The sequence below is a fragment of the Patulibacter minatonensis DSM 18081 genome (genome assembly GCF_000519325.1).
Taxonomy (GTDB): domain Bacteria; phylum Actinomycetota; class Thermoleophilia; order Solirubrobacterales; family Solirubrobacteraceae; genus Patulibacter; species Patulibacter minatonensis.
Genome location: NZ_KI912613.1, coordinates 5,028,820 through 5,045,725 on the forward strand (window position 1 = coordinate 5,028,820; position 16,906 = coordinate 5,045,725).

General features: G+C 71.8%; 16 protein-coding genes. 7 read left to right on the forward strand and 9 right to left on the reverse strand.

The features are described from left to right. Positions 1-88: 88 nt before the first annotated feature. The 4 genes from PATMI_RS0123645 to PATMI_RS0123660 are packed head-to-tail and all read right to left on the reverse strand — an operon-like array spanning position 89 to position 4,519. Positions 89-1,762: an acetate--CoA ligase gene (locus PATMI_RS0123645; RefSeq protein WP_026912684.1), complete on the reverse strand. Its 1,674-nt coding sequence runs from the start codon at positions 1,760-1,762 to the stop codon at positions 89-91. Next, positions 1,759-2,793, reverse strand: coding sequence for a 4-hydroxy-2-oxovalerate aldolase (gene dmpG / locus PATMI_RS0123650; RefSeq protein WP_026912685.1), 1,035 nt, complete (start codon positions 2,791-2,793; stop codon positions 1,759-1,761). Before dmpG ends, PATMI_RS0123645 begins: the two co-directional genes overlap by 4 nt. Further along, positions 2,790-3,701, reverse strand: coding sequence for an acetaldehyde dehydrogenase (acetylating) (locus PATMI_RS0123655; RefSeq protein ID WP_026912686.1), 912 nt, complete (start codon positions 3,699-3,701; stop codon positions 2,790-2,792). The genes dmpG and PATMI_RS0123655 overlap by 4 nt, the downstream gene beginning before the upstream one ends. Beyond that, a complete protein-coding gene (locus tag PATMI_RS0123660; protein WP_036726334.1) occupies positions 3,698-4,519 on the reverse strand; it encodes a 2-keto-4-pentenoate hydratase in 822 nt (273 codons plus the stop codon). Before PATMI_RS0123660 ends, PATMI_RS0123655 begins: the two co-directional genes overlap by 4 nt. A 101-nt stretch (positions 4,520-4,620) precedes the next feature. On the opposite strand from PATMI_RS0123660, the gene PATMI_RS32895 reads away from it, so the two are divergent. The 7 genes from PATMI_RS32895 to PATMI_RS0123695 all read left to right on the forward strand — a co-directional run bounded on the left by PATMI_RS32895 (position 4,621) and on the right by PATMI_RS0123695 (position 10,808). Then, positions 4,621-5,403 (forward strand): IclR family transcriptional regulator, encoded by a 783-nt coding sequence (locus tag PATMI_RS32895; protein ID WP_051472220.1) that lies wholly within the window; start codon positions 4,621-4,623, stop codon positions 5,401-5,403. 104 nt (positions 5,404-5,507) lie between these two features. After that, on the forward strand, positions 5,508-6,854 hold the full coding sequence (locus PATMI_RS32900) for an aromatic ring-hydroxylating oxygenase subunit alpha (protein ID WP_051472221.1): 1,347 nt from the start codon (positions 5,508-5,510) through the stop codon (positions 6,852-6,854). A 23-nt stretch (positions 6,855-6,877) separates the two neighbouring features. Further along, on the forward strand, positions 6,878-7,612 hold the full coding sequence (locus PATMI_RS0123675; RefSeq protein WP_211241784.1) for an SDR family NAD(P)-dependent oxidoreductase: 735 nt from the start codon (positions 6,878-6,880) through the stop codon (positions 7,610-7,612). A gap of 17 nt (positions 7,613-7,629) precedes the next feature. Beyond that, the gene (locus tag PATMI_RS0123680; protein ID WP_211241785.1) at positions 7,630-8,145 is read left to right on the forward strand and encodes an aromatic-ring-hydroxylating dioxygenase subunit beta; all 516 of its coding nucleotides are present in this window, start codon (positions 7,630-7,632) and stop codon (positions 8,143-8,145) included. Continuing rightward, positions 8,142-8,846, forward strand: a complete 705-nt coding sequence (locus PATMI_RS0123685; protein ID WP_026912690.1) for a class II aldolase/adducin family protein — start codon at positions 8,142-8,144, stop codon at positions 8,844-8,846. The genes PATMI_RS0123680 and PATMI_RS0123685 overlap by 4 nt, the downstream gene beginning before the upstream one ends. Further along, positions 8,843-9,724 (forward strand): alpha/beta fold hydrolase, encoded by an 882-nt coding sequence (locus tag PATMI_RS0123690; RefSeq protein WP_026912691.1) that lies wholly within the window; start codon positions 8,843-8,845, stop codon positions 9,722-9,724. Before PATMI_RS0123685 ends, PATMI_RS0123690 begins: the two co-directional genes overlap by 4 nt. A gap of 1 nt (position 9,725) precedes the next feature. Further along, complete coding sequence (locus PATMI_RS0123695; protein ID WP_026912692.1) at positions 9,726-10,808, forward strand: DODA-type extradiol aromatic ring-opening family dioxygenase; 1,083 nt, start codon at positions 9,726-9,728, stop codon at positions 10,806-10,808. Between the two features lie 163 nt (positions 10,809-10,971). Here PATMI_RS0123695 and PATMI_RS0123700 read toward each other — a convergent pair whose 3' ends face one another. From PATMI_RS0123700 to PATMI_RS0123720, 5 genes are all read right to left on the reverse strand, one after another. Continuing rightward, positions 10,972-11,292, reverse strand: a complete 321-nt coding sequence (locus tag PATMI_RS0123700) for a 2Fe-2S iron-sulfur cluster-binding protein (protein ID WP_026912693.1) — start codon at positions 11,290-11,292, stop codon at positions 10,972-10,974. Positions 11,293-11,339: 47 nt separating this feature from the next. Next, positions 11,340-12,566 carry an NAD(P)/FAD-dependent oxidoreductase gene (locus tag PATMI_RS0123705; protein WP_026912694.1) on the reverse strand — a complete coding sequence of 409 codons (1,227 nt, stop codon included), beginning with the start codon at positions 12,564-12,566 and terminating at the stop codon, positions 11,340-11,342. A gap of 40 nt (positions 12,567-12,606) precedes the next feature. Further along, on the reverse strand, positions 12,607-13,932 hold the full coding sequence (locus tag PATMI_RS0123710) for a cytochrome P450 (RefSeq protein ID WP_026912695.1): 1,326 nt from the start codon (positions 13,930-13,932) through the stop codon (positions 12,607-12,609). A 239-nt stretch (positions 13,933-14,171) separates the two neighbouring features. Further along, on the reverse strand, positions 14,172-15,497 hold the full coding sequence (locus PATMI_RS0123715; RefSeq protein WP_026912696.1) for a cytochrome P450: 1,326 nt from the start codon (positions 15,495-15,497) through the stop codon (positions 14,172-14,174). A 239-nt stretch (positions 15,498-15,736) separates the two neighbouring features. Next, the gene (locus PATMI_RS0123720; RefSeq protein WP_026912697.1) at positions 15,737-16,714 is read right to left on the reverse strand and encodes a quinone oxidoreductase family protein; all 978 of its coding nucleotides are present in this window, start codon (positions 16,712-16,714) and stop codon (positions 15,737-15,739) included. Positions 16,715-16,906 lie beyond the last annotated feature (192 nt).

Sequence of the window (16,906 nt, forward strand, 5' to 3'; positions counted from 1 at the left end):
GCGACCGGGGCGATCCCGACCGCGCGCCGCCGGCCGGGACCGCGCGGCGTCGCCACGGCCCCGCCGCGTCCGCGCGCGGCCGGCTGGGTCAGCCCGCGTCGCGCAGCCGGTCGCGCAGCTCGGTGCGGCGGATCTTGCCGCTGATCGTCTTCGGCAGCTCCTCCACGAAGTGGATCTCCCGCGGGTACTTGTACGGCGCGGTCAGCTGCTTGACGTGGTCCTGGAGCTCCTTCGCGAGCGCGTCGGAGGCCTCGTGGCCCGCCGACAGGATCACGAACGCGGTGACGATCTCGGTGCGGTCGGGGTCGGGCTTGCCGACGACCGCGGCCTCCGTCACCGCGGGGTGCTCGACGAGGGCGGACTCGACCTCGAACGGACCGATGCGGTACGCCGACGAGGTGATCACGTCGTCGTCGCGGCCCTCGAACCAGAGGTACCCGTCGGGGTCGCGGGCGGCCTTGTCGCCCGTGAAGTACCAGCCGTCGTGGAATCGCTCGGCCGTCGCCTCGGCGTTGCCGTCGTAGCCGCGGAAGAGCCCGACGGGCCGGTGCTCGCCGTCGGTGCGGATCGCGATGTCGCCGACCTGGCCGTCCGGGGCGCGCTGCAGCTCGGCGTCGAGCACCTGGACGTCCCAGCCGGGCATCGGCAGGCCCATCGACCCGGAGCGCACGGGCACGGAGCGGTAGTTCGCGATCGTCACGGAGGTCTCGGTCTGCCCGTAGCCGTCGTGCACCGTGAGGCCGCCCGTGCCCTTGGCCCAGACCTTGATGACCTCGGGGTTCAGGGGCTCCCCCGCGCTCGTGCAGTGCCGCAGCGCCGAGAGGTCGAAGGCCTTCAGGTCCGCCTGGACGAGGGTCCGGTAGAGCGTCGGGGGCGCGCAGAAGGAGGTGATGCCGCGGTCGGCGAGGATCCCGAGGATCACGTCCGCGGTCGGCTTGCCGAGCTGCACCTGCACGATGGTGGCGCGCTCGTGGAGCTGCCCGAAGAGCGTGCCGAAGGCGGCCTTCGCCCAGCCCGGGTCGGTGACCGCCCAGTGCCGGTCGCCCGGACGCAGGTCGTGCCAGAAGCGGGCCGTCGGGACGTGCGCCAGGCCGTACTCCTGGACGTGGGTGACCATCTTGGGGTGCGACACCGTGCCGCTCGTGAAGTACACGAGCATCGGGTCCTCGCGCGCCGTCGGGTCGTCGGGGAGGTCCCCGCCGTCCTCGGGCGCGGCGTCGACGACCGAGGCCAGATCCAGCCAGGTCCCGTCCGCGGTGTCCACGCCGCCGCAGGCGATCCGGGTCCGCAGCGCCGCCGGCACGTGAGCGATGGCGTCGATCTTCGCGGCGCCGGCGACGTCGGTCACGGCGGCGACGGCCCCGGACTGCTCGAGCCGGTAGGCGATGTCCTTCGTCGTCAGCAGGTTCGGCCCCGGCATCGGCACGGCGCCGATGCGGATCGCCCCGAGGACGGCCGTGTACCACTCGGCGATCCGCGGCAGCATCACGAAGACGCGGTCGCCCTTGCCGACCCCCTGGTCGAGCAGGGCGCGGCCGAACCGCCGGGCGTCCCGCGCGAGGTCCGCGGCGGTCTGCTCGGCGGTGGTCTCCCCGTCGGGACCGATCGACAGGACGGCGAGGTCGTCCGGCGCGTCGTGCGCCCAGCCCTCGACGATGTCGATCACGGCGTTGTAGCGCGCGGGCACGTCGATCCGGAAGGTCCGGCGCGCCTCCTCGTAGTCGGTGAGGCGCGGCGGGACGTCGCGGCCGGGCGCGCTCACGACGCGCTCGCCCCGGTCGCGAGGTCGGCGGCCTGCGCCGCCGCGATCTCGCCGGCGACGTCGACGATCCAGTCCTCCTGGCCCGCGACGGCCTTGCGGCGACCCAGCTCGACGAGCACGTCGCGCGGGTCGATCCCCAGCCGCTCGCTGTGGCGCTTGGCGTGGAGCAGGAACGTCGAGTAGACGCCGGCGAAGCCGAGCGCGAGCGACTCGCGGTCGGGGAACGGCTGGAACGGCATGAACGGCTGGACGACCTGCTCGGCGGCGTCGGAGAGCCCGAAGACGTCGAAGCCGGTGTCGATGCCCGACTGGTGCAGGACCGCGGCCAAGAGCTCCGTCGCCGCGTTGCCCGCGCCCGCACCGAGTCCGCGGAGGCAGCCGTCGATCCGGGTCGCGCCGGCCTCGACCGCTGCGATCGTGTTGCCGACGGCGAGCCCGAGGTTGTTGTGCCCGTGGAACGCGACCTCGGGGACGACCTCGGCGAGGGCGGCCACCCGGTCCCGGACGCCTGCCGGCACGAGCGCGCCGGCCGAGTCCACGATGTAGACGCACGTCGCGCCGTAGCCGGCCATCAGCGCGGCCTGCTCGGCGAGCTGCGCCGGCTCGATCATGTGGGACATCATCAGGAAGCCGATCGGCTCCAGACCGAGCTCCTGCGCCGCGGCGAAGTGCTGTTGGGAGATGTCCGCCTCGGTGCAGTGCGTGGCGATGCGGACCGCCTTCACCCCCAGGTCGGCGGCCGCCTTCAGGTCGCGGCGGGTACCGACGCCGGGGAGCAGGAGGACGCCGATGTCGGTCGACTCCGAGACCGCGACGGCCCGCTCGATCAGCTCGAGCTCCGGCACGTGCGACATGCCGTACTGCAGCGAGGACCCGCCGAGCCCGTCGCCGTGGGTGACCTCGATCAGCGAGACGCCGGTGCCGTCGAGCGCGCGCACGACGTCCTCGACCTGCTGCACCGTGTAAGCGTGGCGCATCGGGTGGGACCCGTCGCGCAGCGTCGTGTCGGTGATGCGGATGCGGGAGCTCATGCGGCCACCAGCCCTTCGCGCTGGACCTGGACCCATCGTTCGCCGACCTGGCACGCGGCGGCGGTCATGATGTCGAGGTTGCCGGCGTACGGCGGGAGGAAGTCGCCCGCGCCCTCGACCTGGAGGAGGACGATCACGACCGTCCGCTCGCCCCACGGCGTCCACTGGCGGTCGATCACCGGCTCGACCTTGAGCCGGTACCCGGGCACGTAGCGGGAGACCTGCTCGACCATCCGGTCCACGGAGGCACGGAGGGCCTCCTCGTCGATCGCCGGATCCTCCGGGACCGCGAAGAGGGTGTTGCCCATCAGGATCGGCGGGTCGGCGGGGTTCAGGACCATGATCGCCTTGCCCGCCGCGGCGCCACCGACCTGCTGCAGCGCGCCCGACGTCGTCCGGGTGAACTCGTCGATGTTCTGCCGCGTGCCGGGCCCGGCCGAGAGGCTGGCGATGGTCGACACCATCTCCGCGTACTTCAGCGGCGCCACGCGGTCCAGCGCGTGGACGATCGGGATCGTCGCCTGTCCGCCGCAGGTGATGAGGTTGACGTTCGTCCCGGAGAGGTGCTCGTCGAGGTTCACCGCCGGGACCACCAGCGGGCCGATGTGCGCGGGCGTCAGGTCGACCGCGAAGATGCCGGCCTGCTCGAGGCGCGGGGCGTGGGAGCGGTGCGCGCCGGCGGAGGTCGCGTCGAAGACGACCTTCACGTCGGCCTCCAGCACGCCGTCGAGCCCGTCGGAGGAGACCGGCACGCCGAGGTCCTTCGCACGGGCGATGCCCTCCGACGCGGGATCGATGCCGGCGAAGCACGCGACCTCCATGGTCTCGCTGCCGCGGAGCTTCATCAGCAGGTCGGTGCCGATGTTGCCGGTGCCGATGATCGCGACCCTCGTCGCTCCGGTGGTCATCGCGTCGTCCCGACCGTGGCCGTGACCGTGCCCACCGCGCCGGAGAACCGCGCCTCGTAGGCGCCGGGCGCGGCCGGGACCGCCGCGGTGAACGACCCGGCGAGGATCGGCTGCCCGACCGGCAGCGCCTCGCCGAAGCGGCCGACGGCCTCGGCGAGCCACGCCACCGCCTTGGCGGGGTGACCGAGGACCGCCTCGCCGGTGGCCCGCCCGACCTCGTCGCCGTCGTGCGTCATCACGACCTCGATCTCGCGGAGGTCGCCGACCGCGTCGAGCGGGACCGCGGCGCCGAGCACCGCGCCGAAGCACGACGCGTTGTCGGCGATCGTGTCCGGCAGCGTGATCCGCCAGTCGACGACGCGCGAGTCGATCACCTCGAAGACGGGGACGATCTCCGCCGTCGCGGCCAGCACCTGCTCGACGGTGAGTCCCGGTCCGCGCAGTTCCTCTCCGAGGACGAAGGCCAGCTCGGGCTCCAGGCGCGGGGCGACCATCCGCTGTGCGGCCGGGTCGAACGTCGCCCCGTCGGCGAACAGGTGCGAGTCGAGCACCACGCCGAAGTCGGGTTCGTCGACACCCAGCTGGCGCTGCATCGCGAGGCTCGTCAGGCCGATCTTGCGTCCGGCCACCGTCCGTCCCGCCGCGGCGTGCCCGGCGACGAGGCGCTGCTGCACGCGGTAGGCGTCGTCGACGTCGAGCCCTCCCGGGCGCTCGGTGAGGGGCTCGACGGCGGTCCCCGACTCGAAGGCCTCCAGGAGTTCGCGCGCGAGGGCGTCGAGCTCGGCGGAGGACCGAGGACGGTGGTCAGTGGTCGACATTCCCGGGACCGGACCACACGGCACGCCTCGACGCAACCCGTATCCCGATATCCAGAACGAAAAGCCCAGGCGCGAGGATCGACCGGCTAGCCTCGCCGACCATGCTGTTGACGGTGATGAACGTCGGGCGCGTCCTCGACGCCTACGACGAGGACCATCCGGAGCGCGGGGTCGCCGAGATGGCGGACGTCCTGGGCGTCGGGACGTCGAAGGCCCACGCCCTGATGACCTCGATGGCGGAGATCGGCCTGCTCCGCCGCGTGCCGGGCGGGCGCTACCGGATCGGCTGGCGGGCGCTCGAGCTCGTCCGCCTGATCACCGAGTCGACGCCCTTCCGGCCGGTCGCCCAGCGCGTCGCGGAGACGATCGCCCGGCGCAGCGGCGAGGTCGTGCACGTCGGCACCCTGGACGGCGGGCGGGTCGTCTACGTCGACCGCTTCGTCGGCTCGCGCGGGGCCCAGATCCCCGTGTCCTCCGTCGGTTCCTCCCTGCCCGCGCACTGCACGGGTGTCGGCAAGGTGCTGCTCGCGCACCAGGACGCCGGCATCGTCGACGTGATCCTCGACGACCAGGGGCTGGAGCCGATGACCGCCAACACGATCACCACGCGGGACCGGCTCTACGCGGAGCTCCACCGCGTGCGGGCCGACGGGGTCGCCTACGACCGCGAGGAGGTCCAGCCCGGCCTGTCGTGCGTCGCCGCACCGATCTTCGACGACGACGGCCGGGCCGTCGCCGCCCTCTCGATCTCGGTGCCCACGGAGCGCTTCGCCCGGGCCGAGACGGCACTGACCAGCACCGTTCGTCGTGCGGCGCGCACGATCTCCGAGCGCCTGACGGTCCCCGCCTCCGCAGAGGAACTCGAACGCGCCACGTCGTCCTGATATCCGGGATCCGGGTTGACGGTGCGGGCGCCGGCCGGATACAGCTGGGTCATGCCCATCGCACACCGGGACGGCACGTCCGTCCGCTCGACCGCCGCCGGCGCATGAGCTCCGCCCGCCCCGAGGTCCTCGTCGAGGACCAGAAGGACGACGGCACGTTCCGCGTCCACCGCTCCGCCTTCCTCTCGGACGAGATCCACGCCGCGGAGATGCAGCGCGTCTTCGAGCGCTCCTGGCTGTTCATCGGCCACGAGTCCGAGCTCGCCGAGAAGGGCGAGTACCGCCGGCGCAAGATCGCGGGACGCTCGATCATCTTCGTCCGCAGCGACGACGGCGAGATCCGCGCCTTCCACAACACGTGCCCGCACCGCGGCGCGATCGTCTGCCGCCAGGACAAGGGCGTCGCGAAGGCGTTCCAGTGCTTCTACCACGCGTGGACGTTCAACTCCCGGGGCCAGCTGAAGGGCATCCCGGGCAAGGACGGCTACGACGGCGGCACCTTCGATGCGGCCGAGCGCTCGCTCAAGCCGGTGGCCCGGTTCGAGAGCTACCGCGGGTTCCACTTCGTGAGCTTCCAGGAGGACATCCAGCCGCTGTACGACTACCTGGCCGGGGCGCGGGAGTACCTGGACCTCATCGTCGACCAGTCCCCGTCGGGGCAGCTGCGCGTCGCGGACGGCTCGCACCAGTACTCGATCCGGGCGAACTGGAAGCTCCTGGCCGAGAACAGCATCGACGGCTACCACGGCATGCCGACCCACCAGACGTACTTCGAGTACGTCGCCGAGGCCGGCGGCCTCGGTGGGAAGGGCGGCAAGAAGCTCCACGGCCGCGGCCACTCGCTCGGCAACGGCCACGCGTGCGTCGAGTACTGGGCCCCCTGGGGCCGGCCGGTCGCCCGCTGGGTGCCGATCATGGGCGAGGAGGCCAAGCCGGCGATCGAGGCCGCGAAGGCCGAGATCGTCGAGCGGCAGGGCGCCGAGAAGGCCGACCGCATCTGCGAGTGGAACCGCAACATGCTGATCTACCCGAACCTCGTGATCAACGACATCATGTCGACGACGATCCGCACGTTCTGGCCGGTCAGCAAGGATTACATGGAGATCGACGCCTGGGCGATCGCCCCCGTCGAGGAGGGCGAGGGCGAGGCCCTGCAGACGCGCCTGCACAACTTCCTCGAGTTCCTCGGGCCGGGCGGCTTCGCCACGCCCGACGACGTCGAGGCCCTCGAGTCGTGCCAGATCGGCTTCGAGGCCGGCGGCGAGCAGTGGAACGACGTCTCGCGCGGGATGAAGCGCGAGGCCCTCGTCGACGACGAGCTCCAGATGCGCGCGTTCTGGCGCCAGTGGGTCGCCCAGATCGAGGGCTACGAGATCGACGACTGGGGCGACGCCCCGCTGCCGGACGAGCTCGTGACCCCCGACGCCGAGCGCACCTGGGCGATCACGTGACGGGAACGCCCCCGGTCGCGGTCGTGACCGGCGCTGCCGCCGGGATCGGTCGCGCCATCGTCCGCCGGCTGCGCGCCGACGGGTGGCTCGTCGTCCTCGCGGACCTCGAGGCGAACGTCGCCCGCGCAGCCGCGCAGGCCGAGGGCGACGACGTCCTGTCCTTCGGCGGCGACCTGAGCGACGCCGACATCGCCCGCGCGCTGATCGCGGACACGACGGCCGAGCACGGCCGCATCGACCTCCTGGTCAACAACGCGGGCGGCGGCGTCCTCCGGCCCTTCATGGACCACGACGACGCGTCGATCGCGGCCACGATCTCGCGCAACCTGCTGACGACGATCCACTGCATCCAGGCCGCGATGCCCGCGCTCCTGGAGTCGCGGGGCTCGGTCGTCTCGATCGGTGGCGACTCGGTGCGCAACGGCCTGTCGATGCACGCGGTCTACAACGCCGCGAAGGGCGGGGTGCACGGCCTGACGACCGGCCTGGCCCGCGAGTTCGCGCCCCGTGGCGTGCGGTTCAACGTCGTCGCCCCCTCGATCGTGCTGACCGACCAGGTCGTGCAGATGGAGCGGGACCGCGACACGCTCACGCCGCCCGTCCTGCACATGCTCGACGAGGCCGTCGACGTCATCCCCATGGGTCGCCCCGCGACCGTCGAGGAGGTCGCGAACGTCGTCGCGTTCCTCGGTTCCCCGCAGGCGTCGTTCGTGACCGGCCAGGTCGTGAGCGTCAACGGCGGCAGCACGATGCTCTGAGGCTCCGGAGGAGCGACATGACCGACACCACCATGCCCCAGACCACCCACGACCGCCTGATGCTTCGCCTCGAGGTCGAGGAGTTCCTGATCGAGGAGGCAGCGATCCTCGACGAGTGGCGCCTCGACGACTGGATCGCCCTCTTCACCGACGACGCCACCTACGTGGTGCCGTCGACGGACCTCGCCGGCGGCGACCCGGCGCGCGACCTGACGCTGATCGACGACGACCGGCTCCGCCTGGAGTGGCGCGTGAAGCGGCTGAAGAGCCGGCACGCCCACCGCGAGTACCCGTGGTCCCGCACCCGCCGACTCGTGACGAACGTCCGCGTGCTGCGTGCGGAGGACGACGAGCTCGACATCACGGCGTCGATCCTCGTCCACCGCTTCCGCCACGGGCGCCAGGACCACTTCGTCGCGCGGTACCTCATGACGCTCGTGCGCACCGAGGACGGCCTCCGCATCCGTCGCCGCCGGGCGGAGATCGACCAGGAGCGGCTGAGCCCCAACGGTGCGCTCAGCATGATCCTGTGAGCGCCGTCCCGCCCTCCCCCACGACCGCGACCCTCGTCGCGGCCTGCCGGGTGCTCGAGCACCAGGGACTGACCACGGCGTTCGGCCACGTGACGGCCCGGGTCGACGGCGCCGACGACGTCCTGATCTCCGGCAGCGCCGGACCGGGGCTCGTCACCGGACCCGAGGACCTCGTCCTGATCGGTCCGGACGGCGACGTCCGCGGCGGCGACGCGACGCTCCTGCCCGGCGAGACCGCGCTCCACCTCGGCATCCTCCGGGCGCGGCCCGACGTCGGGAGCGTCGTCCGCTTCCATGGTCCGAGCACCCTGGCCTGGGGCACCCTCGGGCGCGCCCTGCCGGCGACCACGGGCATGGGCCTGTTCCTCGGGCACCAGGTCCCCGTCTTCGACACGAGCACGACGATCACGGCGGCCGAGCACGCCGACCGCATGGCGTCGGCGCTCGGGCCGCGCCCGGCGCTCCTGCTGCGCGGGTTCGGCTCCGTCACCGTCGGCCGGACGATCGAGGAGGCCGTGGCCCGCGCCTGGCTGCTCGAGCGCTCCGCCGCCGCCCTGCTCGCGGCGCACACCGTGTCCACCCCCCTTCCCTATCCGGCGACCGCGGCCGAGCCCTTCGCCTCGGACGACGGTCCCGCACCACGCCAGCTGGCGCGCGTGTGGCACTACCTGCAAGCGATCTCGAAAGGACAGAAACGATGACCTCGATCTGGCTCGACCTCATGGGCGCCGGCGTCCAGGAGCGCTTCTACGACGCCGGCGGCGTCCGCACCCGCGTCCTGGAGTGCGGTGAGGGGCCGGTGCTCCTCCTGCTCCACGGCACCGGCGGCCACGCGGAGACGTACTGCCGCAACCTCGGCCCGCTGTCGGAGCACTTCCGCGTCGTCGCCCCCGACCTGATCGGGCACGGCTTCACCGACCGCCCCGACGTCGACTACACCCTCGACACGTTCGCAGGGCACATCGTCGACCTGCTCGACGCGCTGGGCGCCGACACGGCGATCCTCTCCGGCGAGTCCCTCGGCGCGATGGTCTCCGCCTGGGTCGGCATCACGCACCCCGAGCGGGTGGAACGCGCGGTGCTGAACACCGGCATCCTCGCCCGCCCCGACGCCCCCGGACAGGCGCAGCTCGACGACCTCGAGCAGCGCACGATGGCGATGGCGAGGGACGGCGTGACGCTCGAGGGCGTCCGGCACCGCATGAACTGGCTCGTCTCCTCCCCCGACCGCATGACGGACGAGATGATCCAGGTGCGCCACCGCGTCTACACGCAGGACGGCATGCTCTCCAGCGTCGCGACGATCATGTCCAGCGTCATCGGGATGATCCGCGGGACGAACGACGGCACCGACTACTACGCCCCGGGCACGATGGCCCGGCTCGAGGTCCCCACGCTCGTCCTCTGGACGGTCGACAACCCGGGGCAGAGCACGGAGCTCGCCCGCGAGACCGCGAAGGAGCTCCCGGACGGGAGGTTCGAGGTGCTCGAGGACTGCGCCCACTGGCCGCAGTTCGAGCAGCCCGACGCGTTCAACGCGATGCATCTCGAGTTCCTCGTCGCCGGGAAGGTGGCCTGACATGGCCGAGTTCCTGGGCCTCGGGGTCACGCACTACCCGCTCCTGGCGGGGACCGACGAGCACATGGCCGGCCTGCTGCGCTGGACGCTCGGCGATCCGGACATCCCGGAGGAGCTGAAGGACCCGGCCGCCTGGTCGCCGTCGATGCGGGCGGAGTGGGAGCGCGGCACGGAGGCCGCGGCCGCGCACCGCGCCGAGCTGCGCGAGCACATGGCGCGATGCCGCAAGGCGCTCGACGACTTCGAGCCGGACGTCCTCATCGTCTGGGGCGACGACCAGTACGAGAACTTCCGCGAGGAGGTCGTGCCGCCGTTCTGCGTGCTGGCCTACGAAGATCTCGACGTCCCCGCCTTCGAGGTCATGAACGAGCGCGGCAGCCCCAACGCCTGGGGCCTGCCGGACGACTTCGAGATCGTGCTCCACGGCGATCCCGAGACCGCGCGGTCGATGACCAACAGCCTGATCGACGACGGCTTCGACATGGCCTACTCGTACAAGAAGCGCGCCGGTGCGCACTTCCCGCACGCGATCCTGAACACCCAGCTGTTCCTCGACTACGACAACGCGGGCGCCGAGCTGCCCTACCCGATCGTCCCGATCACGGTCAACTGCTACGGCCAGCACGCCATCGCCCGCAAGGGCGGGCTCGCACGATTCGCGGACATCCACGACGAGCGCCTGGACCCGGTCGGCCCGACCCCGAAGCGCTGCATGGACCTCGGGGCCTCCGTCGTCCGCGCGCTCGCCGGCACCGACAAGCGGGTCGCACTGGTCGCGTCCTCGAGCTGGTCGCACGCGTTCCTCGTCGACAAGACCTGGCACCTCTGGCCGGACACGCCCGCCGACCGCCGGCTCTACGAGGCGTTCGTCGCCGGCGACCTCGACACCTGGCGCGCGGTGACGGGCGCCGAGGTCGTCGACGCGGGCCAGCACGAGATGCTCAACTGGTTCTGCCTCGTCGGGGCGATGGAGGAGCTCGGCATGACGCCCGACTGGTCGACGTTCGTCGAGACGGACGTCTTCAACTCGAACAAGTGCTTCGCCGTGTTCAGCCAGGACGGCGCGGCGGCTGCCGCCGACTGACCGGACGCTGGACCGCCGGAGGTCCGGCGGTCCGGTGGGGCGCCGCGGGTCCGGCGGGTCCGCGGCCGCGCCCCCGGGGCGCGGCCGGGGCGCGGCCGGACGGACGTCGACCGCTCCGCGCGGGGGCGACCGGCGACGCAGGTCGCCGGGAGGAGTCCTCCTCCTAGCCCTGCTCCTCGGGGACCGTGACCTTCAGGCCGTCCTCGGCGTCGGTCACGACGAGCTGGCACGAGAGCCGCGAGTTCTCCTGCACGGTGTCCAGGAACTCGAGGAGCTCCCACTCCTCCTCCGACGCCTTGCCGTAGTGCGCGGCCCACTCGCCCTCGACGTACACGTGGCAGGTGGCGCAGGAGCAGCTGCCGCCGCACTCCGCCTCGATGCCGGGCAGGTTGTTGGCGACCGAGCCGTCCATGACGCTGAGCCCGGACTTGACCTCGATGGTCTGCTCCGAGCCGTCGGGGAGGACGTAGGTGACGCTTGGCAACGTGGTGATTCCTTCGTGAGTGGGAGGGGTGGGAGTCGCGGCGCCCGTCAGGCGACGACGTCCTTGAGTCCGACGGCCTCGTCGGCCAGACGGGTGACGTCGACGCGCTGTCGGGTCCGAATGTACTTCTTGCCGGCCATGAACTCCTTCGGGGCGTTCGCGGACTCGACCGCCGCGATGACGTCCCCGTCGAGGTGGAAGACCGTGAACCGTCCCGTGGTCGGATCGCCACGGACGACGGCCGCGTGACCCGGGCGGAGCAGCCCGGCCATCTTCAGCTTCAGGTCGAACTGGTCCGACCAGAACCACGGCACGTCGGCCGCCGGCACGTCCTTGCCGACGATGACGTGCGCGGCCTGCTTGGCCTGCTCCATCGCGCTCGGGATGCTCTCCATGCGGACGAGCTCCTCGACGTTCCCGACCGGACGCCGGGTCACGTCGCCGATCGCCAGCACGTGCGGGTCGCTCGTGCGCGTGGCGGCGTCGACGACGATGCCGCCGTCGCACGTCAGGCCGGCAGCGCTGGCCAGCTCGTCTCGGGGGATCGCCCCGACGCCGACGAGCGCGAGGTCGCAGGGGATCTCGCGGCCGTCGCCGAGCACGACCGCGCGCACGTGGCCGTCGTCGTCGCCCGCGAACCCGGTGACGTCGGCCGACGTCAGGACCTCGGTGCCCTGGGCGACGTGGTGCCCGGTCAGGATCTCCGACAGCTCCGGGCTCGCGACCCGAGCGAGCACGCGGTCCTCGCGCTCGAGGACCGTCACCTGCTGGCCGACGGAGCGCGCGACCGCCGCGACCTCGAGCCCGACGTAGCCGGCACCGACGATCACGAGCCGCTTGTCGGGGTGCACCGCGTCCTTCAGGACGCGGGCGTCCGCCAGCGTGCGCAGGACGACGACGCCGTCGAGGTCCCCGCCCGGCACCGGCAGGCGCCGCGGCTCGGCCCCGGTGGCGAGCACGAGGGTCGAGTACGCGAGCTCGGTGTCGTCGCCCAGGCGCACGGTGCGCGCCTCAGGGTCGATCGCGACGACGTCCTCCGAGAGGCGCAGCGTGATGCCCTGCTCCTCGTAGAACTCGAGCGGCCGCAGCGGATCCTCCAGCTCGTCGGCGTGGAACTTCTTCGAGAGCGGAGGACGGTGGTACGGCGCATCGGGCTCGGACCCGATCAGCACGACCGGGCCCTCGTAGCCGAGCTGGCGCAGGGTCCCGACGAGGGTGCCCCCGCCGTGCCCGGCGCCGACGATGACGACGGGCGCCTCGTCCGCGGCGCTCACCGGGCCACCGCCGGCGTCGCGTCGGTCCCGGCGCGCGCGCTCATCGCAGCTCGAGCTTCATCGGCAGGTTCTTCACGCCGCCGACGAAGTTCGTCTGCACGACCTTGCGCTCGCCCGTGAACTCGCCGCCGACGATGAGCGGGATGAGCTCCTCGTACATCACGCGAAGCTCGAGCTTGGCGACGTGCTGGCCGATGCACATGTGCGGGCCGTAGCCGAAGGCGATGTGCTTGTTCGGGCGGCGCGTCGAGTCGAACGTGTCGGGATCGGAGATGACCTCCTCGTCGCGGCTGCCCGACTGGAAGAGCGTCAGGAGGCGATCGCCCTTCTTGATCTTCTGGCCGCGCAGCTCGTAGTCCTGCTCGGCCCGGCGGGTGAACTGCTTGACCGGCGCGGCCCAGCGGATGGCCTCGTTGACGAAGTCCGCGATGCCCTTCGGGTCCTCCTGCAGCGCCTTGAGCTGGTCGGGGTGCTTGATGAGCTGCTCGATGCCCGTGGCGAGCGTCGCCGACGTCGTGTCGTGGCCGGCGGTCGCGATGGCGATGAAGTAGCCGTACGCGAACGTCTTGGGCATGTACTCGCCGTCGTCGTACTTCGCGGTCGCGACGATCGTGGCGAGGTCGTCCTTCGGGTTCGCGCGGCGGTCCTCGACGATCTGGTCGAAGTAGGCGTAGAAGTCCTGGACCGTCGCCATGAGCTGCTGGGCCTGGGCCTCGGGCGAGAGCTCGATCTCCTCGCGCTTGGAGTCCGGGTCGGCGGTGCCGAAGAAGTCCTGGGTCAGCGCCATCATCCGCGGCTCGTCCTCCTCCGGGACGCCGCAGAGCGACATCACGACGTGGAGCGGGAAGTACATCGACCAGTCCTTCATGAGGTCGAGCTCGCCGGCGGCCGCCTTCTCCTTGAGGTCCTCGATGGAATCCTTGGCGAGCTCGCGGATCCGGTCCTCCCACTTCTTGATGTTGGCGGGGCGGAACCAGTCCAGGGCGACGTTCTTGACGACCGAGTGCTCCGGCGGATCCATGTACGGGAGCACGTCCATCACGCGGTGCGACCCGCCGGTGATGCTGAGGGTGAACTGCTCGCCGGCCTGGTTGGTGAAGAGCGGGTTGTGGCTGCCCTTCTCCTCGCCGCCGCCGTTGGAGAAGATCGCCGGCTGGCGCTCGACCTCCATGATGTCCGCGTGCTTCGTCAGGAGCCACATGGGGTCCCAGCCCTCGACGTGCGCCTGTCCGAGCGGCATGTTGTCCCGCAGCCACTTGTAGGCCTCGAAGAGCTTCTTCTCGTCGCGGTGCCCCTCGGGGAGGACGATCTGCTTGGCGATGTCGTCGGGGACGATCGCGTTGTCGGTCTCGGTGGCGGTGCTCATGGAAATCTCCTGGATGGGGCATGCGCCGCCGTGCTCGGGAGCGGTGAGGCTCTCCCGCGGCAGCGCGCTCGCTCTGCGGGAGCAGTCTCACGAGCGCCCGGGAGCCCGCCGCCTTCGCACCGGGCGATCTTCCTCTACCGGTGGGGGTACAGACGCGATCCGGGGGCCGGTCGCGGACCGGTAGCGGGGCAGGAACACCCCGCTCAGGACCGGTCTTCGCGCGGGCGCTCCCGCTCGGCTCAGCGCAGCTCGAGCCTGACCGGCAGGTTCTTCACGCCGCCGACGAAGTTCGTCTGCGTGACCTTGCGCTCGCCGGTGACCTCGCCGCTGACGATGTGCGGCAGGAGCTCCTCGAACATCACGCGCAGCTCGAGCTTCGCGACGTGCTGCCCGATGCACATGTGCGGGCCGTAGCCGAAGGCGATGTGCTTGTTCGGCTTGCGCGTGGAGTCGAAGGTGTCGTAGTCCTCGAACACCTCCGTGTCGCGGTTGGCGGCCTGGTAGAGCGTCAGGAGGCGGTCGCCCTTCTTGATCTTCTGGCCGCGGAGCTCGTAGTCCTCGAGCGCCTGCCGGGTGAACTGCTTGACCGGGGAGGTCCAGCGGATCGCCTCGTTGACGAAGTTCGGGATCCCGGACGGGTCGTCCTGCAGCGCCTTCAGCTGATCGGGGTGCTCGAGCAGCTGCTGGATGCCGGTGGTGAGCGTGGCGGACGTGGTGTCGTGCCCGGCGGTCGCGACGGCGACGAGGTAGCCGTAGGCGATCTCCTTCGGCAGGAGCTCGCCGTCGTCGCCGCGCGCCACCGAGACGATCGTGGCGAGGTCCTCGGTCGGGTTGGCGCGGCGGTCCTCGACGATCGTGTCGAAGTAGGCGTAGAAGTCGTTGATCGTCGCCACCCACTGCTTCGCCGCCGCCTCGGGCGACACGTCGACGTCGTCGCGCTTCTTGTCGGGGTCCGCCGTGCCGAAGAAGTCCTGCGTCAGCGCCATCATCCGCGGCTCGTCCTCCTCGGGCACGCCGCAGAGGGACATGATCACGTGGAGCGGATAGTGGATCGCCCAGTCGGCGATGAGGTCCAGCTCGCCGGCCGCGGCCTTCACCTTGAGGTCGGCGACCGACTCCCGGGCGAGCTCACGGACTCGGTCCTCCCACTGCTTGATGTTCGCGGGACGGAACCAGTCCAGCGCGATGTTCTTGACGAACGTGTGCTCCGGAGGGTCGAGGTAGGTGACGGTCTCCAGGACGCGGAAGCTGCCACCCGTGAGCTGCTTCGTGAACTCCTCGCCGGCCTGGTTGACGACGATCGGGTTGTGCGAGCCCTTGTTCTCGCCCCCGCCGTTCGTGAAGATCTGCGGCTGGCGCTCGACCTCCTGGATGTCGGCGTGCTTGACGACGAGCCACAGCGGGTCGTAGCCCTCGACGTGGGCCTGCGCGAGCGGGGCGTTGGCGATCAGCCAGTCGTACGCGGCGTAGAGCTTGTCCTCGTCGCGGTGGCCCTCCGGCAGGACGATCTGCCGGGCGATGTCGTCGGGGACGATCGCGTTGCCGGTCTCGGTGGGGGTGCTCATCGGGTCTCCTGTGAGGTGCGCGGCTGCGGGCGCGGGCCGCCGGGTGAGGGCTCCACGATCCGTCGGGTGTCGGATCGTGCGCAGTGTCACACGCTGAACCGCCCGGCCGACCTCCTCGATCGCCGAAGACGGTGTATCGCTGGAGACCTCTACAACGACGCGCGAGTCGCGGAGGGGCATCTCGCTCCCGGTCGCGGGGGCGGGGCCCGCGGCGCGCCGCCGCGGCCCCCGCCCCCGCGTCACCGGGTCGTCAGCACGACCTTGCCGCGATGGCCGCCGTCCTCGAGCAGCCGATGGGCGTCGGCCGCCCGGTCGAGCGGGAGCACCGTCCCCACGACCGGCCGCCAGTCCGGCATCCGGTCGATCAGGCCGAGCATCGCCGCGAAGTCGCGATGGCTGCCCATCGTGGTCCCCCGGATGTCGAACTGGCCGAAGTAGAACGGCCGGATCGCGATCTCGGCCTGCTCCGCGGCGTTGGCGCCGAAGCTCACCACCCGTCCGCCGGGGCGCAGGGTGCTGAGCGCGTCCGCCCACTGCCCGACGGGGTCGATCACGAGGTCGAAGCCCTCGCCGTCGTTGGCCTCGCGCGCCGCCTGCGGCCAGCCCGCATCGCGGTAGGAGACCCCCGCCGTCGCGCCGAGCGCGACCGCGCCGTCGATGCCGCCCTGCGACGAGGACGTGACCGTGATCCGCGCACCGGCGCGGTGCGCGAAGGCGACGAGGAAGGTCGCGACCCCGCCGCCCGCGCCGAGGATCAGCACGCGCTCGCCGGGGCGCAGGCCGCCACGGCCGAACAGCGCGCGGTGGGCCGTGACGCCGGCCAGCGGCAGGGCCGCGGCCTCCTCCCACGAGAGCTGCGCGGGCTTCGGCAGGACGTTCTCCTCGGGCACCGCGACGAGCTCCGCGTACGTGCCGTCGACCCGGTCGCCCAGGATCTCGAAGCGGGGTCCGGGGGCGGCGTCGCGGTCGCCCCACCAGAGCGAGGGGACGATCACGACGTCCTCCCCCGTGTCGCGCCGGACGCCCGCGCCGTCGGCCCCGGGCACGAGCGGGAGCGGCGCGGGGTACTGCCCGCGACGGACGAGGCAGTCGTGCCAGTTCAGCGCGGCCGCCCGGAGCTCCACGAGCACCCATCCGGGAGGGACGACGGGGTCCGGCGCCTCCTCCGGCCGGAGCGTGTCCAGTCCGCCGTACTCGTGCAGTCGCACTGCGTGCATCGGGGTCCTCTCGGTCGCGGTCGGCGGCCAGGCCGCCCGGGTCCGGACGACCCTACGTGAACGATCCTTCACGTGACCTCGCCGAGGACACGGGGGGACGTGCGTCCGTCGCGGATCGGGACGTGAGCGACCGTTCGCACGTCGTCCGTTCGGCCGACGCGCACAGACGGGCGGGCCGGAGGTGGCATACGC

Bases quoted from the DNA above. Each gene is read 5' to 3' on its own strand.
- dmpG (WP_026912685.1), bottom strand. From the start codon at position 2,793: ATGAGCTCCCGCATCCGCATCACCGACACGACGCTGCGCGACGGGTCC.
- PATMI_RS0123655 (WP_026912686.1), bottom strand. From the start codon at position 3,701: ATGACCACCGGAGCGACGAGGGTCGCGATCATCGGCACCGGCAACATC.
- PATMI_RS0123660 (WP_036726334.1), bottom strand. From the start codon at position 4,519: ATGTCGACCACTGACCACCGTCCTCGGTCCTCCGCCGAGCTCGACGCC.
- PATMI_RS32895 (WP_051472220.1), top strand. From the start codon at position 4,621: ATGCTGTTGACGGTGATGAACGTCGGGCGCGTCCTCGACGCCTACGAC.
- PATMI_RS32900 (WP_051472221.1), top strand. From the start codon at position 5,508: ATGAGCTCCGCCCGCCCCGAGGTCCTCGTCGAGGACCAGAAGGACGAC.
- PATMI_RS0123680 (WP_211241785.1), top strand. From the start codon at position 7,630: ATGACCGACACCACCATGCCCCAGACCACCCACGACCGCCTGATGCTT.
- PATMI_RS0123690 (WP_026912691.1), top strand. From the start codon at position 8,843: ATGACCTCGATCTGGCTCGACCTCATGGGCGCCGGCGTCCAGGAGCGC.
- PATMI_RS0123695 (WP_026912692.1), top strand. From the start codon at position 9,726: ATGGCCGAGTTCCTGGGCCTCGGGGTCACGCACTACCCGCTCCTGGCG.
- PATMI_RS0123710 (WP_026912695.1), bottom strand. From the start codon at position 13,932: ATGAGCACCGCCACCGAGACCGACAACGCGATCGTCCCCGACGACATC.
- PATMI_RS0123715 (WP_026912696.1), bottom strand. From the start codon at position 15,497: ATGAGCACCCCCACCGAGACCGGCAACGCGATCGTCCCCGACGACATC.
- PATMI_RS0123720 (WP_026912697.1), bottom strand. From the start codon at position 16,714: ATGCACGCAGTGCGACTGCACGAGTACGGCGGACTGGACACGCTCCGG.